The following is an 18,469-nucleotide window of genomic DNA, read 5'->3' as shown; positions in this document are numbered from 1 at the left end:
ATGAATAACTTTTTCATCTCTCATAAGAAACCATTAATGGTGGTTTTGCTGCTGGTTCTTCTGGGGGGCGCTTTTTCCTATACCAGGATCAAAACGGCTTTATTTCCGGAAATTACTTTTCCAAAGATCAAGATCATTGCAGAAGGTCAGTTGCAGCCAGTCAATCAGATGATGCTGACAGTGACGCGGCCTTTGGAAAATGTAGTGAAACAGGTGCCGGATTTAAAGCTCATCAGAAGTGTAACGAGTAGGGGGACCTGCGAAATATCAGCCTACATGAACTGGAATGCCGACATCGATTTAAGTCAGCAAAGAATTGAATCGCAGATTGCTAAAATTAAAAACAGCCTTCCTCCAGAGTTGAACCTGACAGTAGAGAAGATGAATCCATCGATTCTTCCGGTTAGTGGTTATACATTGGAAAGCAGGATTAAATCCCCAATTGAACTGAAACAATTGGCAGATTATACCATTAAGCCATTTCTATTGCAGGTGGAAGGGGTTTCGGAAATCCGGGTCATCGGTGGGAAAACTAAGGAATACCGCGTAAAGCTAGAACCTTCAAAAATGACAGCGCTGGCGATTAGTCCCGATCAAATTGCCAATGCAATGACGCAAACCAACTTTGTGAAATCTAATGGTTATGTAGTGGATTTTAACTATTTATATTTATCAGTTACAGATGCTACGCTAAAGACAAAGGCAGATCTTGAAAATGTAATCGTCAGTAAAAAGGGCAATAGAGCAGTTAGATTGAAAGAGCTTGCGGAAATTAGCGCAGCCGAAGCGATTGAATATACCAGGGTGAATGCCAATGGGAAGCCAGGAATTTTGATTGCAGTCATCAAACAGCCAAATGCGAACCTGGTGGATCTTTCCGCGCAAATGGAACTGAAGGTTGCTGATTTGAGAAAAATTTTACCTCAGGGAGTGACAATAAAACCTTATTATCTGCAGGCTGATTTTGTGAATACTACAGTAAAAAGTGTGACTGACAGTTTGTGGATCGGTTTGGTATTGGCCATTGTAGTGGCCATCGTTTTTCTACGCTCCCTGAAACCCAGTCTCAGTATTTTGCTCACCATTCCTGTTACCCTCGGTTTAACACTCATCTCTTTGTACGCTATTGGTTACTCTTTCAATATCATGACACTAGGTGCAATTGCTGCGGCTATCGGATTGATTATCGATGATGCAATTGTGGTAGTTGAGCAGATTCACCGAACACATGAAGAGCATCCGGGAGCGCCAACTGATGTGCTGTTGAAAAAGGCAATCGCCTATCTCTTTCCGGCAATGCTGGGCTCCTCCATTAGCACCATCGTGATTTTTATTCCTTTTGTACTGATGACAGGTGTTGCAGGCGCTTATTTTCAGGTAATGACCAACACCATGGTCATCACACTGGTGTGTTCTTTTTTTGTAACCTGGATTGGTTTGCCAGTGATTTACCTATTACTCAGTAAAAAAGAAATCCCGATTTCAGAAAATGCAGCGGCGGAATTGCTGCAGGTGTCAGCCTTAAATCCCGCTGTTCCAGTAAGGGAGTCAAAGAACAGTGCCTGGATCAGCTATTTTATTCAAAGATCTTATTGGAGTTATGGATTTATTGGCTTGCTCCTATTGCTGATGCTGTTCCTGTTTCCTCGTTTAGAAACGGGGTTCTTACCGGAAATGGATGAAGGCAGTGTGGTGCTGGATTATAAAACACCTCCAGGTACTTCTTTGGAAGCGACGGATCGAATCCTGACTGAAGTGGAGCGGATGATTGTCAAGATTCCGGAGGTAGCTACTTATTCCCGGCGGACAGGTACGCAGATGGGCTTTTTTATTACAGAGCCTAATACCGGAGATTACCTGATTCAGTTAAAGAAAGATAGAAATAGGAGTACCGATGAAGTTATCGAAGAAATCAGACGTAAAATTGAACAGTCCCAGCCGGCTTTGACTGTAGATTTCGGACAGGTTATTGGTGATATGCTAGGTGATCTGATGAGCGCAACACAGCCGGTAGAACTTAAAATATTTGGAACAAATCAAAAAGTTCTTCAGCAGCTTTCAAAAAAAGTAGCGGATGTAGTGTCAAATGTAAAAGGGACGGCTGATGTTTTTGATGGGATCGTTATTGCTGGACCTTCTGTCGATATACGTCCTGATTATGCTGCTCTGGCACAATATGGGATTTCACCTGCTGAATTTCAGCTGCAGGTGCAGGCAGCCCTGGAAGGAAATGTGGTAGGCAGTATGTATGGATTGCAGCAAGTATACCCGATAAGAATGGTGTCCTTTAATGGGAAGAATCCAGGTGTTGAGCAAATCAGTCAAATGAATATATTTCTGGCTAACGGAAAGGTGTTACCCATTAGAATGCTGGCCAAAGTACAGACTAAAAGCGGTGAGGCAGAGCTGGAACGGGAAAACCTACAGTCTATTGGTTTGGTTTCTGCACGTCTGGATCAACGCGATCTGGGCAGCGTAATGGCCGATATTCAACAGCAGATTGGGGCTAAGATTCAGCTTCCAAATGGTTATTTTATTGAATATGGAGGTGCCTATGCGGAGCAGCGGCAGTCTTTTAAAGAGCTTTTTATGATCCTGATGCTTTCCAGTTTATTGGTTTTTAGTGTCATTCTATTCGTTTTTAAAGACTTTAAAATCGCCTTTCTTATTCTATTAATTGCTGTCCTCGGGGTTTCTGGGAGTTGCCTGGCCTTGTTTTTAACGCATACACCATTAAATGTAGGCAGTTATACAGGATTGATTATGGTGGTTGGGATTATCGCCGAGAACGCCATATTTACTTTTTTACAGTTTAAAGATTCGTTGAAGAGCAAAGGGCGGAATGAGGCAATAGTGTATGCAATTTCAACTAGATTGAGGCCTAAGGTGATGACGGCTCTAGGAGCTATTCTTGCTTTAAGTCCGCTGGCACTAGGTATAGGAGCTGGGGCGCAATTACATCAGCCGTTAGCTATTGCAATTATTGGTGGTTTTTTGGTAGCATTGCCTTTATTGCTGATTGTGCTGCCAAGTCTGATTAGTCGATTTTATCGGAATTGAGATAAATTTAAGGGGCCGAACTTCCCGGAACGGGCCCCTTTTACCGACATCCATCGAGTAGAATAAATTATAGTCCAAATATATAGATCTACCCAAGGCAAAAAAATGATCTTTATCACAATTTTGCTTTTTTACGTAAAATATTACTGTTTATTGTTGGTATTCAGTGTGTTGCTGTTTTTGTGTGCTGTGGTAGTTTTCAATTTCTATGGCGGAACTCCCCGCTGGCCAACTAATTTATGTTTGGCATTGGAACATTATTTTCTCCAGTTTTAAACTATTGGTTTATTTTTTAGTTTTTTATGTATGTTATTTATCAAATAATGATTATTTGTTTTCTGTATTTTTTCATTGTTGATCTAATATTTTGGTAAATCACATTTTTTTTAATGTTTTTATGCTATTAGTAGAGGCTTTAATTTAAGTGGCACGTCATTTTAATTTATACTGTTGTGTAGTATATTCCCCAATTAGGGGAAAAGATTACTTCTTTGTCTCGGTTAATGTGGAATTTTTTACACATTTTATATCTATTTTATTTAAATATTGTCCTTTTTGGATCTTAAATATTGTTTTATGATTTATGTATTTATTTGGCTCGGTTTTTATTAAAAATCCTGTTTTTTTTTATTCTGCATGGGAATATTATAGAAATTCTGTTTAATTTGGTAGTGATAAATAGAGTTAACCTTTAAGAAAATTTGCTGTTAGCCGATCATTTGGTAAGAAAGCGTACTTATTAAAGAATTGATTTCGCTTTGCAAGAATTCCTAAAAGGCCATACATCTACTTCAAATGTATGATGCTAAAAACGCTCCGACATCTGTTTAATTTGCTGACAAACAAACTATGCTGTCTGTTTATAGTTTGCTTGTTATTCAATTTTTCGGCTGTTTATGGGGAGGGAAGTAAGGATTTGTATCCAGCAAACGCAAAGGGCAACCGGGCATTTTTGAATTGTAATTCTACTCCTGAACCAAATGAGTCCTGGCCTTTTAAAACTAAGGGTACCCATTATGTTTACGCGAAAGCCGGAGAGATCATTGCAGTGGCCTCAAGTGCACAAGGGTACAAGAAAGGCATTATCACCCTCACTCCACCAGTTGGTGTTGCTAAATCTACAGCGGCGAACTCCTCCATTGGAAGAATTCCTAACCGGCTTGCTGAACTTGCAGGGCCTGCAACGGGAAGATCGACTGACAATGTAAACTGTTACAAGCCCTATACCGTAGAAGTTGATGAATCGACAGAAGGAATATGGAAAATTGAATTCCTGCCTCCATCAGGACTTAATGGGGAAGGTAAGCCACTTGTTCCAAAAATTTCAGCTAATGCTTCATGGAAACAATCAAGCGTAGATCCCATTCGCAGTGACGACAATATTGATGAGATTGCGGCTTGGGATGTTTCCGTAATGAAAAAAGGTGGGAGCGAATGGCTAAAAGGAAGAGTATATGCTAATGTATTGAACCTTCATCTCTATCAGGATTTTACTGAGGGAAGTGCTTATTATGTTAGCCATTATGTACTTACCAAGGATGGACGTGCTTATCGTGTAAATACCAATGGCAGTAATGGCGTAGCTTTTACCTTTTTCTCTAACAGCAATGGTTTTGCACGTAATTCTGTTCCTACTTATAAAAGTTTTGATAAGTCAAACCTTAATGACATTCTGGAGGTGACTCACAATCCAACCCTTGCTGATGTTGGAACGAATACGACCCATAAAATATTTTACAATAAGCCAAATCCAGATTTGCCTGCTAAGGCTAAAATAGGAGGTTTCCCAGAGCCGGAAACCTGGCTAAAGAATACAGCGGTTCGCCCTGAGATTACCAACCTTAAGATTATTGGTGCAGAAGGTAGCCCTGGTTTAGCCGGTAAGAATGGGGCTAGAATCCAATTTGAATCTAGTACAGTTGGCACTTACAGGATCACTATCCCGGTTAAAATAGGGAATGGCCCCATCGTTAATCGAGTGATTATTGGGGTCGCTAATACTGGTTTTAACTCTGTTTATTGGGATGGGAAAGATGGCAATGGAAATTATCTTTTGCCAGCCGCTATTGTGAGTACCCTAAAAACCAAACTGCAATCTGCTGAAGTACACTTTCCTTATATTGATATGGAAATTAATCCTAATGGATTAATTATTGAACTGACGAATAATACGACTGAATACCTTATCGAGGATACTTCTACGGATGAATCTATCTATAGCAGCCGAACTTATTGGGATGATTCTGATATTACTGGTGCAGGGACTTTTCTGGAATCTTCTAAGCCTCACATTAATAATGTGACTGGAAGTACTAAGGATGAGGTTGACGGAATGCATAAATGGGGAATTTATACCGGATCCGCTGGAGCAAATGGTACTAAAAATTCTGGCTCCGGACTCACCAGTTTTGGAAATACAAGGTCCATGGATACCTGGGCTTACATTCAGGGATCTGAAGTAGATAATCCTATCAATCTGACGGTAAAGGTGGCCGATCTGAAAGTTCTAAGCATTACGCCTGATCTCAGTTCATTCCTGTTGAATAAACAGATTACTTATACAGTTAAGGTAAAAAATGATGGCCCAAGCGATGTAACAGGAGCCACTTTTGCTTTTAAAAGTCCCACTGGATTCGAGATTGATCCTGCTGTTCCAGTTGGTTTTGATAAACCTGGATTGGTTAGGAATGCCTCCACAATTCCAGCGAAATTTACCGCAACAGTAGATCTTAATAATCAGGCTGAGTTAACGTTTACCATCACTGGGAAGATGACTGCGACCGCTATTGTTTATCCGATTTCTGCAGAGGCTAGTATGCTTCGCCCTGCGGATGTGACCGATCCAGATGCAACAAATCCAAATCCTGATGCTGTTGGGCCACCCACAGATCCTCATTTAGAATGTTTAAATGGAACTGCAGTAGAGGGTTGTAACAATATAAAGTATCATGATGTTAACCTGGTTGATATTTGTGCCGGCTCCGCGATTACTAATATTTCTTATGCGGGGGCTGCTGATCAAGTATCGGTGCTGATGCCTGTTGTGATTCCGGGTTTGACATTTACACCCAATACGGCCGGTAAATCGATGCTGGTTACTGGTATGCCGACTGCAGATGGAACTTTCACATTAGGAACCGTTAATAATGACAGGAAGAAAACGACTTATTTAATCCATGTAGCTGCAGTTCCTGTGGTGACGATTCCCCAAGATTTGGTAGCCTGTAAGACAAAAAATATCGTCATTGAATCGACAGCAACAGGAGTCGGTAATACCTATCAATGGCAGTATAAAGATGGGTCAAATGCATGGCAGGACTTCGTAGCATCGTCTACAGTTGTAGGACCAAAAACAGCAGCATTAACGCTTAAAAATGTACCATTAAGCTTCAATAATCGAAATATTAAGGTGATTGTGACTTCTCCTTTAGGCTGCAAATCGGAAGCGGTTAGTGTGTTGAAGGTTTCTGACTTGCCATTGGGTGTTTTGATCAATTACAACGATGAGGGTTTATTTTGCGAGGGAACCGCAGTAAAGCTTTCCGTGAATACGCCTCATCAAAAACAATGGTTTAAAGATGGGATTCTTGTGCAGGATGGGGGTGATTTTTATATGGCCTCTTCATCTGGATTATATTCAATCCTGTTAACCAACGAATTTGGTTGTTCGGAACCAGGTGTTAACAAGGTTCCCCTTACTTTCAATCCGGTACCAACAGTCTCAGCCATTACTATCGATGGTGATCCAGTCATTTGCAGTGGCGATCAGGTGAAATTATTAGTAACCAATGTTCCAAATGTTACCTATCAGTGGAAAAACTATGGTGCCAGTATTCCTGGAGCAACTAGTAGTTTTTATTATGCGACAGCTGCTGGTTATTATTCGGTTACAGTAAAGAATGCATCTGGATGTAATAATGTTTCAGATGTTGCTCAGGTTATAGTACGAGAACGAGCTGTTGCAGCGGATATTACAGCAGCAGACCAAACAATTTGTGCGGGGGGGACTGTGGTGTTGAGTGCAGAAAGCACGCTAGATGAACCAATCTTTACTTGGTACACTGATGCGCTTTTGCAACATGTGCTTACCGATTTAACAGTGAATCCTTCAGTTACCACTGATTACTTTGTCACAGTGAGAAGTTCAGACCTTTGCGATAATTCTGCTGCTGAAGCTAAAAAAGTAACAGTTTTTGTAAATACAATTCTTAAACCGGAAGTGACCATTGCAGAGCGCGAATTCTGCGAGGGTAGTCATACGGTATTGACTTCTTCGTCCTCAACTGGCAACCAGTGGTATAAAGATGGCACTGCAATAGCAGGCGCTACCAACCCAACTTTAGAAGTCTCGGAAAGTGGCACCTATACGGTAAAAATAAGTGCTAACGGTTGTACCAGCGAAGCCTCGGCAGATGCGGTGATCACGGTTCACCCGGTTCCTGTTAAACCAGATGTGACCATTGGAGCGCGCGAATTCTGCGAAGGTAGTCATACGATATTGACCTCTTCGTCCTCAACTGGCAACCAGTGGTATAATGATGGCATCGCAATAGCAGGAGCGACCAATCCAACTTTAGAAGTTTCGGAAAGTGGCACCTATACCCTAAAAGTAAGTGCAAACGGCTGTACCAGCGAAGCCTCAGCAGATGCGGTGATCAGGGTTCACCCGGTTCCTGTTAAGCCCGACGTGACCATTGGAGAGCGTGAATTCTGCGAAGGTAGTCATACGATATTGACCTCTTCGTCCTCAACTGGCAACCAGTGGTATAAAGATGGGGTGTTGCTAGTGGGTGAAATTAACCCCGAATTAACGGTAACGGCAAGTGGTAATTATACGTTAAAAGTAAGTGCAAACGGCTGTACCAGCGAAGCCTCAGCAGATGCGGTGATCAGGGTTCACCCAGTTCCTGTTAAGCCAGATGTAACTATTGCAGAGCGCGAATTCTGCGAAGGTAGTCATACGATATTGACCTCTTCGTCCTCAACTGGCAACCAGTGGTATAATGATGGCATCGCAATAGCAGGAGCGACCAATCCAACTTTAGAAGTTTCAGAAAGTGGCACCTATACGGTAAAAGTAACCTCGAATGGTTGCACCAGCGAAGCCTCAGCAGATGTGGTGATCACGGTTCACCCAATTCCTGTGAAGCCAGATGTGACCATTGCAGCGCGCGAATTCTGTGAGGGCAGTCATACGATATTGACCTCTTCGTCCTCTACTGGCAACCAGTGGTATAAAGATGGCATCGCAATAGCAGGAGCGACCAATTCAACTTTAGAAGTCTCGGAAAGTGGCACCTATACCCTAAAAGTAAGTGCTAACGGCTGTACCAGCGAAGCCTCAGCTGATGCGGTGATTACTGTTCACCCGGTTCCTGTTAAGCCAGATGTAACTATTGCAGAGCGCGAATTCTGTGAGGGCAGTCATACGATATTGACCTCTTCGTCCTCTACTGGCAACCAGTGGTATAAAGATGGCATCGCAATAGCAGGAGCGACCAATCCAACTTTAGGAGTCTCGGAAAGTGGCACTTATACGGTAAAAGTAAGTGCTAACGGCTGTACCAGCGAAGCCTCAGCAGATGCGGTGATTACCGTTCACCCAATCCCTGCTAAACCAGATGTGACTATTGCAGAACGTGAATTCTGTGAAGGAGGCAGAACCATATTGACCTCTTCGTCGGCTACTGGCAACCAGTGGTATAAAGACGGGGTATTGCTAGTGGGTGAAATTAACCCCGAATTAACGGTAACGGCAGGTGGTACTTATACGGTAAAAGTAAGTGCTAACGGCTGTACCAGCGAAGCCTCAGCAGATGCGGTGATTACCGTTCACCCAATCCCTGCTAAACCAGAGATGACCATTGCAGAACATGAGTTCTGTGAAGGTAGTCATACGATATTGACCTCTTCGTCCTCAACTGGCAACCAGTGGTATAAAGACGGTATCGCAATAGCAGGCGCGACAAACCCAACTTTAGAAGTTTCGGAAAGTGGCACTTATACGGTAAAAGTAACCTCGAACGGTTGCACCAGCGAAGCCTCAGCAGATGCGGTGATCAGGGTTCACCCGGTTCCTGTTAAGCCAGATGTGACCATTGCAGAACGTGAATTCTGCGAAGGTAGTCATACGATACTAAGCTCTTCGTCAGCTACCGGCAACCAGTGGTATAAAGATGGTACTGCAATAGCAGGAGCGACAAACCCAACTTTAGAAGTTTCGGAAAGTGGCACTTATACGGTAAAAGTAAGTGCAAACGGCTGTACCAGCGAAGCCTCGGCAGATGCGGTCATCACCGTTCACCCAATCCCTGTTAAGCCAGAGGTGACCATTGCAGAGCGTGAATTCTGTGAGGGTAGTCATACTTTATTGACTTCATCAGCAAGTCTAGGCAACCAGTGGTATAAAAATGGTACTGCAATAGCAGGAGCGACAAACCCAACTTTAGAAGTTTCGGAAAGTGGCACCTATACCCTAAAAGTAAGTGCCAATGGCTGTATCAGCGAAGCCTCAGCCGATGCGGTGATTACTGTTCACCCGGTTCCGGTTAAGCCAGAGGTGACCATTGCAGAGCGTGAGTTCTGTGAGGGTAGCCATACGATACTAACTTCTTCGTCAGCTACTGGCAACCAGTGGTATAAAGATGGTACTGCAATAGTAGGCGCGACAAACCCAACTTTAGAAGTTTCGGAAAGTGGAACCTATACGGTAAAAGTAAGTGCGAATGGTTGTACCAGCGAAGCTTCGGCAGATGCGGTGATCACCGTTCACCCGGTTCCTGTTAAACCAGATGTGACCATTGCAGAACGTGAGTTCTGTGAGGGTAGTCATACGATACTAAGCTCTTCGTCAGCTACTGGCAACCAGTGGTATAAAGATGGTACTGCAATAGCAGGAGCGACAAACCCAACTTTAGAAGTTTCGGAAAGCGGTATTTATACGGTAAAAGTAAGCGCGAACGGCTGTACCAGCGAAGCTTCGGCAGATGCGGTGATTACTGTTCACCCGGTTCCGGTTAAGCCAGATGTGACTATTGCAGAACGTGAATTCTGTGAAGGTAGTCATACGATACTAAGCTCTTCGTCAGCTACTGGCAACCAGTGGTATAAAGACGGAAGCCCAATCTCAGGCGCGACAAACCCAACTTTAGAAGTTTCGGAAAGCGGCATTTATACGGTAAAAGTAAGTGTCAATGGTTGTACCAGCGAAGCTTCGGCAGATGCGGTGATTACTGTTCACCCAATCCCTGTTAAGCCAGAGGTGACCATTGCAGAGCGTGAATTCTGTGAGGGCAGTCATACGATACTAAGCTCTTCGTCAGCTACTGGCAACCAGTGGTATAAAGATGGTACTGCAATAGCAGGAGCGACAAACCCAACTTTAGAAGTTTCGGAAAGCGGCACTTATACGGTAAAAGTAAGTGCGAATGGTTGTACCAGCGAAGCCTCAGCAGACGCGGTGATTACTGTTCACCCGGTTCCGGTTAAGCCAGATGTGACCATTGCAGAACGTGAGTTCTGTGAGGGTAGCCATACGATACTAAGCTCTTCGTCAGCTACCGGCAACCAGTGGTATAAAGACGGCACTGCAATAGCAGGCGCGACAAACCCAACTTTAGAAGTTTCGGAAAGCGGCACTTATATGGTAAAAGTAAGTGCCAATGGTTGTACCAGCGAAGCCTCGGTAGATGCGGTGATTACCGTTCACCCAATCCCTGCTAAACCAGATGTGACCATTGCAGAACGTGAGTTCTGTGAGGGCAGTCATACGATACTAAGCTCTTCGTCAGCTACCGGCAACCAGTGGTATAAAGACGGCACTGCAATAGCAGGCGCGATAAACCCAACTTTAGAAGTTTCGGAAAGCGGCACTTATACGGTAAAAGTAAGTGTCAATGGTTGTACCAGCGAAGCCTCGGCAGATGCGGTGATTACTGTTCACCCGGTTCCGGTTAAGCCAGAGGTGACCATTGCAGAGCGTGAATTCTGTGAAGGAGGCAGAACCATATTAACCTCTTCGTCAGCTACTGGTAACAAGTGGTATAAAAACGGCACTGCAATAGCAGGGGCGACAAACCCAACTTTAGAAGTTTCGGAAAGCGGTACTTATACGGTAAAAGTAAGTGCAAACGGCTGTACCAGCGAAGCCTCAGCAGATGCGGTGATTACTGTTCACCCGGTTCCGGTTAAGCCAGAGGTGACCATTGCAGAGCGTGAATTCTGTGAAGGAGGCAGAACCATATTGACCTCTTCGTCATCTACCGGCAACCAGTGGTATAAAAATGGCATTGCAATAGCAGGCGCGACAAACCCAACTTTAGAAGTTTCGGAAAGTGGTACTTATATGGTAAAAGTAAGTGTCAATGGTTGTACCAGCGAAGCCTCGGCAGATGCGGTGATTACTGTTCACCCGGTTCCGGTTAAGCCAGAGGTGACCATTGCAGAGCGTGAATTCTGTGAAGGAGGCAGAACCATATTAACCTCTTCGTCAGCTACTGGTAACCAGTGGTATAAAAACGGCACTGCAATAGCAGGGGCGACAAACCCAACTTTAGAAGTTTCGGAAAGCGGCACTTATACGGTAAAAGTAAGTGCAAACGGCTGTACCGGCGAAGCCTCAGCAGATGCGGTGATTACCGTTCACCCAATCCCTGCTAAACCAGATGTGACTATTGCAGAACGTGAATTCTGTGAAGGAGGCAGAACCATATTGACCTCTTCGTCATCTACCGGCAACCAGTGGTATAAAAATGGCATTGTAATAGCAGGCGCGACAAACCCAACTTTAGAAGTTTCGGAAAGCGGAACCTATACGGTAAAAGTAAGTGCAAATGGCTGTACCAGCGAAGTCTCAGCAGATGCGGTGATTACCGTTCACCCAATCCCTGCTAAACCAGATGTGACCATTGCAGAGCGTGAGTTCTGTGAAGGTAGTCATACTATACTAAGCTCTTCGTCAGCTACTGGCAACCAGTGGTATAAAGACGGCACTGCAATAGCAGGCGCGACAAACCCAACTTTAGAAGTTTCGGAAAGCGGAACCTATACCGTGAAAGTAAGTGCCAATGGTTGTACCAGCGAAACCTCAGCCGATGCGGTGATTACTGTGCACCCGGTTCCGGTTAAATCCGATGTGACTATTGCAGAACGTGAGTTCTGTGAGGGTAGCCATACGATACTAGGCTCTTCGTCAGCTACTGGCAACCAGTGGTATAAAGACGGCACTGCAATAGCAGGCGCGACAAACCCAACTTTAGAAGTTTCGGAAAGCGGCACTTATACGGTAAAAGTAAGTGCAAACGGCTGTACCAGCGAAGCCTCGGCAGATGCGGTCATCACCGTTCACCCGGTTCCGGTTAAGCCAGATGTGACCATTGCAGAGCGTGAATTCTGTGAGGGTAATCATACTTTATTGACTTCATCAGCAAGTCTAGGTAACCAGTGGTATAAAGATGGTACTGCAATCTCAGGCGCGACAAACCCAACTTTAGAAGTTTCGGAAAGTGGCACCTATACGGTAAAAATAAGTGCTAACGGCTGTACCAGCGAAGCCTCAGCAGATGCGGTGATCACGGTTCACCCGGTTCCGGTTAAGCCAGATGTGACCATTGCAGAGCGTGAATTCTGTGAGGGTAGCCATACGATATTGACTTCATCAGCAAGTCTAGGTAACCAGTGGTATAAAGATGGTACTGCAATCTCAGGCGCGACAAACCCAACTTTAGAAGTTTCAGAAAGTGGAACTTATACGGTAAAAGTAAGTGCAAACGGCTGTACCAGCGAAGCCTCGGTCGATGCGGTGATCACGGTTCACCCGGTTCCTGTGAAGCCAGACGTAACTATTGCAGAGCGTGAATTCTGTGAGGGTAGTCATACGATATTGACCTCTTCGTCCTCAACTGGCAATCAGTGGTATAAAGACGGCACCGCGATAGCAGGAGCGATCAATCCAACTTTAGAAGTTTCAGAAAGTGGCACCTATACGGTAAAAGTAACCTCGAATGGTTGTACCAGCGAAGCCTCAGCAGATGCGGTGATCACCGTTCACCCGGTTCCTGTGAAGCCAGATGTGACCATGGCAGAACGTGAATTCTGCGAGGGTAATCATACGATATTAACCTCTTCGTCCTCTACCGGAAACCAGTGGTATAAAGACGGCACCGCGATAGCAGGAGCGACCAATCCAACTTTAGAAGTTTCGGAAAGCGGTGCTTATACGGTAAAAGTAACATCGAATGGTTGTACCAGCGAAGCCTCAGCAGATGCGGTGATCACGGTTCACCCGGTTCCTGTGAAGCCAGATGTGACCATTGCAGAGCGTGAGTTCTGTGAGGGTAGTCATACGATATTGACCTCTTCGTCCTCTACTGGCAACCAGTGGTATAAAGATGGTATCGCAATAGCAGGGGCGACCAACCCAACTTTAGAAGTTTCGGAAAGTGGCACCTATACCCTAAAAGTAAGTGCTAACGGCTGTACCAGCGAAGCCTCAGCAGATGCGGTGATCACGGTTCATCCGGTTCCTGTGAAGCCAGAGGTGACCATTGCAGAACGTGAATTCTGCGAAGGCAGTCATACGATATTGACCTCTTCGTCATCTACTGGCAACCAGTGGTATAAAGATGGCACTGCGATAGCAGGTGCGACCAACCCAACTTTAGAAGTTTCAGAAAGTGGCACCTATACGGTAAAAGTAAGTACAAACGGCTGTACCAGTGAAGCCTCGGCAGATGCGGTCATTACCGTTCATCCGGTTCCTGTGAAGCCAGAGGTGACCATTGCAGAGCGCGAATTCTGCGAAGGCAGTCATACGATATTGAGCTCTTCGTTCTCTACTGGCAACCAGTGGTATAAAGACGGTATCGCAATAGCAGGAGCGACCAATCCAACTTTAGAAGTTTCGGAAAGTGGTACCTATACGGTAAAAGTAAGTGCTAACGGCTGTACCAGCGAAGCTTCGGCAGATGCGGTCATTACCGTTCATCCGGTTCCTGTTAAGCCAGATGTAACTATTGCAGAGCGCGAATTCTGCGAGGGTAGTCATACGATATTGACCTCTTCGTCCTCAACTGGCAATCAGTGGTATAAAGATGGTACTGCAATAGCAGGAGCGACCAACCCAACTTTAGAAGTTTCGGAAAGTGGCACCTATACGGTAAAAGTAAGTGCTAACGGCTGTACCAGCGAAGCTTCGGCAGATGCGGTGATCAGGGTTCATCCGGTTCCTGTGAAGCCAGATGTGACCATTGCAGAACGTGAATTCTGCGAGGGTAGTCATACGATATTGACCTCTTCGTCCTCAACTGGCAACCAGTGGTATAAAGACGGTATCGCAATAGCAGGAGCGACCAACCCAACTTTAGAAGTTTCAGAAAGTGGCACCTATACGGTAAAAGTAAGTGCTAACGGCTGTACCAGCGAAGCTTCTGCAGATGCGGTGATCAGGGTTCACCCGGTTCCTGTTAAGCCAGATGTAACTATTGCAGAGCGCGAATTCTGCGAAGGTAGTCATACGATATTGACCTCTTCGTCCTCAACTGGCAATCAGTGGTATAAAGATGGTATTGCAATAGCAGGAGCGACCAACCCAACTTTAGAAGTTTCGGAAAGCGGAACCTATACCCTAAAAGTAAGTGCTAACGGTTGCACCAGCGAAGCCTCAGCTGATGCGGTGATCACCGTTCACCCGGTTCCTGTGAAGCCAGATGTAACTATTGCAGAGCGCGAATTCTGTGAGGGCGGTCATACGTTATTGACCTCTTCGTCCTCAACTGGCAACCAGTGGTATAAAGACGGTATCGCAATAGCAGGAGCGACCAACCCAACTTTAGAAGTTTCGGAAAGTGGCACTTATACGGTAAAAGTAACCTCGAACGGTTGCACCAGCGAAGCCTCAGCTGATGCGGTGATCAGGGTTCACCCGGTTCCTGTTAAGCCAGATGTAACTATTGCAGAGCGCGAATTCTGCGAAGGTAGTCATACGATATTGACCTCTTCGTCCTCAACTGGCAACCAGTGGTATAAAGATGGTATTGCAGTAGCAGGAGCGACCAACCCAACTTTAGAAGTTTCGGAAAGCGGAACCTATACCCTAAAAGTAAGTGCTAACGGCTGTACCAGCGATGCCTCAGCAGATGCGGTCATCACGGTTCATTCAATTCCAAATACACCAACTATCAGCGCAACCGAACGTGAGTTCTGTGAGGGAGGGCATACACTACTGACTTCTTCCACAACTCAAGGCAACCAGTGGTATAAAGATGGTATTGCAATAGCAGGCGCGACAAACCCAACTTTAGAAGTCTCTCAAAGTGGAATTTACACCGTAAAAGTAACTTTGAACACTTGTAGCAGTCAAGCCTCAATCGCTATAAAAATCACCGTAAACCCGATTCCTGCTGCCCCAACTATCACCGCAACCAACCATGCAGTTTTCTGCGAAGGTGGCAATGTCGTCCTGACTTCTTCAGAAAACAACGGAAACCAATGGTACAAAAACGGTATCCTAATCCCTGGAGCTACGGGCAAAAACTATACTGCAACAACTCCTGGCGATTACTCACTAAACTTTACAAACTCAAACGGCTGTGCCAGTCCGATATCATTAGCAACTCCTGTTACTGAAGTTCAGTATCCGGAACAACCTCAGATTTCCCCGTCAAATGAAACGACTTTCTGCGAAGGAAGGGTAGTGATTCTTAGCTCATCAGAAAACATTGGAAACCAATGGTATAAAAACGGCATCCTGATTCCTGGTGCTACGGGTAAAACTTATAGTGTCAGTGAAATCGGCATATATACCGTTACCGTAACAAATACTGAAGGTTGCACCAGTGCAGTTTCAGCAACAACCACAGTGACGGTTAGCCCTGTCCCAAAAGGATTTGACGACACTGTTAGCCCGCTTAGCTGTGGTCAATCATCATTCAACTATCCGTTGCAAGCCAATATCAACAACAGGGCTAAAGGTGGAAACGCAATCCCATCTACCTTTAGCTGGACGGTGAACTCTCCGGTACTTGGTGCAGTAAATGGCGCTGGAAATACCATCATTACCGACCTTTACAATCCAACAGCCATTGCGCAGGTGGTCACTTATGTCGTTACGCCAAGAGGATTAGCCGGTGGCTGTGATGGAACTCCTTTTAAAATTACCATAACTGTTCCTGCTTGTATCGGTCTTTCAATTACGAAAACCGCCGACAAACACACCGTTTCTGCTGCCGGAGATCAGATAAACTATACGATTACAGTTAGAAATACTGGATCTGCAAGTCACCACAATGTGAACCTAAGCGATCCGCTAATTGCTGGAAATTTAAGACTCACAGGTGATAATGGCAATGGTGTTTTGGAAAGAGAAGAATCTTGGATTTATACTGGAACCTATACCGTTACCCAATCAGATCTAGATAGAAATGGGGTTCCGACAGCAAATATTGGTAAAATTCAGAATACGGCTACAGTACAAAGTACAGAACATCCATTGGTTGTTTCCGCTACCGCTGATGTTGCTATTGATCAGAACCCTAACATCAGTTTGGTGAAAACGGGACGCTTAAATACAGACTTGAAAACGATTACTTACACCTTTGTCATCAAGAATATCGGAAACGTCACCTTACATCACCTGGTTTTATCGGATCCGAAAATTCCAGGGGTCATTACACTTCCTGGAACCACCCTTGCGCCGAATGCTTCCATCACCCACCAGGAAAATTATACCATTACGGAAGATGAAAAGCTGAATGGTAACGTGAGAAATACTGCCCAGATCGATGGCCTTACAGAGATTGGGGAACAAGTATCAGATCTTTCTGGTACAAATGAGAGCAATGACATTCCTACTGATATAGATGTGAAGCGTTACCCTGCGGCAGTAGATGATTTTGCAAATACCAAAACTGATCAGGAGGTGATGGTAGCAGTGGCGAAAAATGACAAACCAAGTCTTTTCCCTTTGGATGTCAGTACCATCGAAGTACAGATGGCGCCTGCAAATGGTACCCTTCAAATGAATAAAGATGGTAAAATAGTTTACCTGCCAAAAAAAGGATATTCAGGTATAGAAAAGTTCAGTTATAAAATCCATGATGCAGTGGGAATATCTTCTAATGTGGCTATAGTAACAATCAATGTAGTGCCGCCAGATTTGGAAATACCAAACACATTTACGCCAAATGGAGATGGAAAAAATGATACTTTCCAGATTGTAGGAAGAGAAAATTATGAAAATATAGACCTGGCTGTTTTCAATCGCTGGGGTGATCAGGTTTACAAAAACAACAACTATAAAGATGAATGGGATGGGGCCGGCTTAAATGACGGAACATATTTCTATGTACTCAAACTGACAAAAGGAGGAGTTGTCACCTCCCGTAAAAGCTGGATTTTAATCAAAAGATAATGAACATTAAAAAACTGATCACTGTATTTATAGGTCTTTATTGCCTGCAGATTGGAAAAACCAATGCGCAGCAAAATATTCAGTTTACCCAGTATATATTCAATAGCCTGAGTGTGAATCCGGCTTATGCCGGGTATAAAGAAGAATGGTTTGTACAACTCGGATTGCGGGCGCAATGGTTGGGAATGGAGGGCGCACCGCAGACAGCAACCGCCTCAATTGATGGGATTTTAGATCCTCAGGATCGTAAAATGGGGGTGGGTTTCCAGATAACCACCGACAAAATCGGTGCGCAATCTTCCACTTCAGCAACGCTGAATTACGCTTTCCGATTACAATTAAACGGAGAAGATACACAGCGCTTAAGTTTTGGATTGGGCATAGGCGCAGCACAGTACAGTTTAAAAGGAGGGCTGTTAACCACGATTCAGCCCGGAGATGAGGCCCTGCCAGTTGGCAATCAAAGTGACATCGTGCCCGACTTACGTCTAGGTATCTTCTACAATTCAGACTATTGGTACCTTGGACTTTCTGCCCTGGATATCTTTTCAGGACCAGATAAAAGAAGAGACCAATCTTCCTCTTTAAATATTATTCGCAGCCGACATGCGTATATGATGGGCGGAGCCTTAATTAATGTTTCTCCAGAACTCAGAATCAGACCCAGCCTCCTGATCAAAGAAGACTTTAGAGGTCCAACCAGTGCCGACTTTAACACCATGTTGATCATTAACGATAAAGTTTGGATTGGTGGCTCTATCCGGACTGGATTTAATCTATGGAAAAAGCCCACATCCGGAATGTCATTGAGTAAAGAAAATTCCCTCTCAGGCATTATTCAGTTTTTTGTAAACGAACGCTTTAGAATCGGATATTCTTATGATCAGGTCACCAGTGCATTGGGAAGTAGTCAAAATGGCTCCCATGAAATCACCATGGGCTTGGCATTTGGCAAAGTGCCAAGGTCGTTTATCTGCCCAAGAGTATTTTAAATAAATGACT

The 18,469-nt window shown here is 44.5% G+C and carries 3 protein-coding genes; all 3 read left to right on the top strand.

The features are described from left to right. A complete protein-coding gene (locus AQ505_RS17615; protein ID WP_062549383.1) occupies positions 1 to 3,060 on the top strand; it encodes an efflux RND transporter permease subunit in 3,060 nt (1,019 codons plus the stop codon). A gap of 952 nt (positions 3,061 to 4,012) precedes the next feature. Continuing rightward, positions 4,013 to 17,467 (top strand): Ig-like domain-containing protein, encoded by a 13,455-nt coding sequence (locus AQ505_RS17610; RefSeq protein WP_157262465.1) that lies wholly within the window; start codon positions 4,013 to 4,015, stop codon positions 17,465 to 17,467. Further along, positions 17,467 to 18,459 carry a PorP/SprF family type IX secretion system membrane protein gene (locus AQ505_RS17605; RefSeq protein WP_062549381.1) on the top strand — a complete coding sequence of 331 codons (993 nt, stop codon included), beginning with the start codon at positions 17,467 to 17,469 and terminating at the stop codon, positions 18,457 to 18,459. The genes AQ505_RS17610 and AQ505_RS17605 overlap by 1 nt, the downstream gene beginning before the upstream one ends. Positions 18,460 to 18,469 lie beyond the last annotated feature (10 nt).

It is taken from the genome of Pedobacter sp. PACM 27299, assembly GCF_001412655.1.
GTDB lineage: Bacteria > Bacteroidota > Bacteroidia > Sphingobacteriales > Sphingobacteriaceae > Pedobacter.
This window is presented reverse-complemented; position numbering and strand designations above follow the sequence as displayed.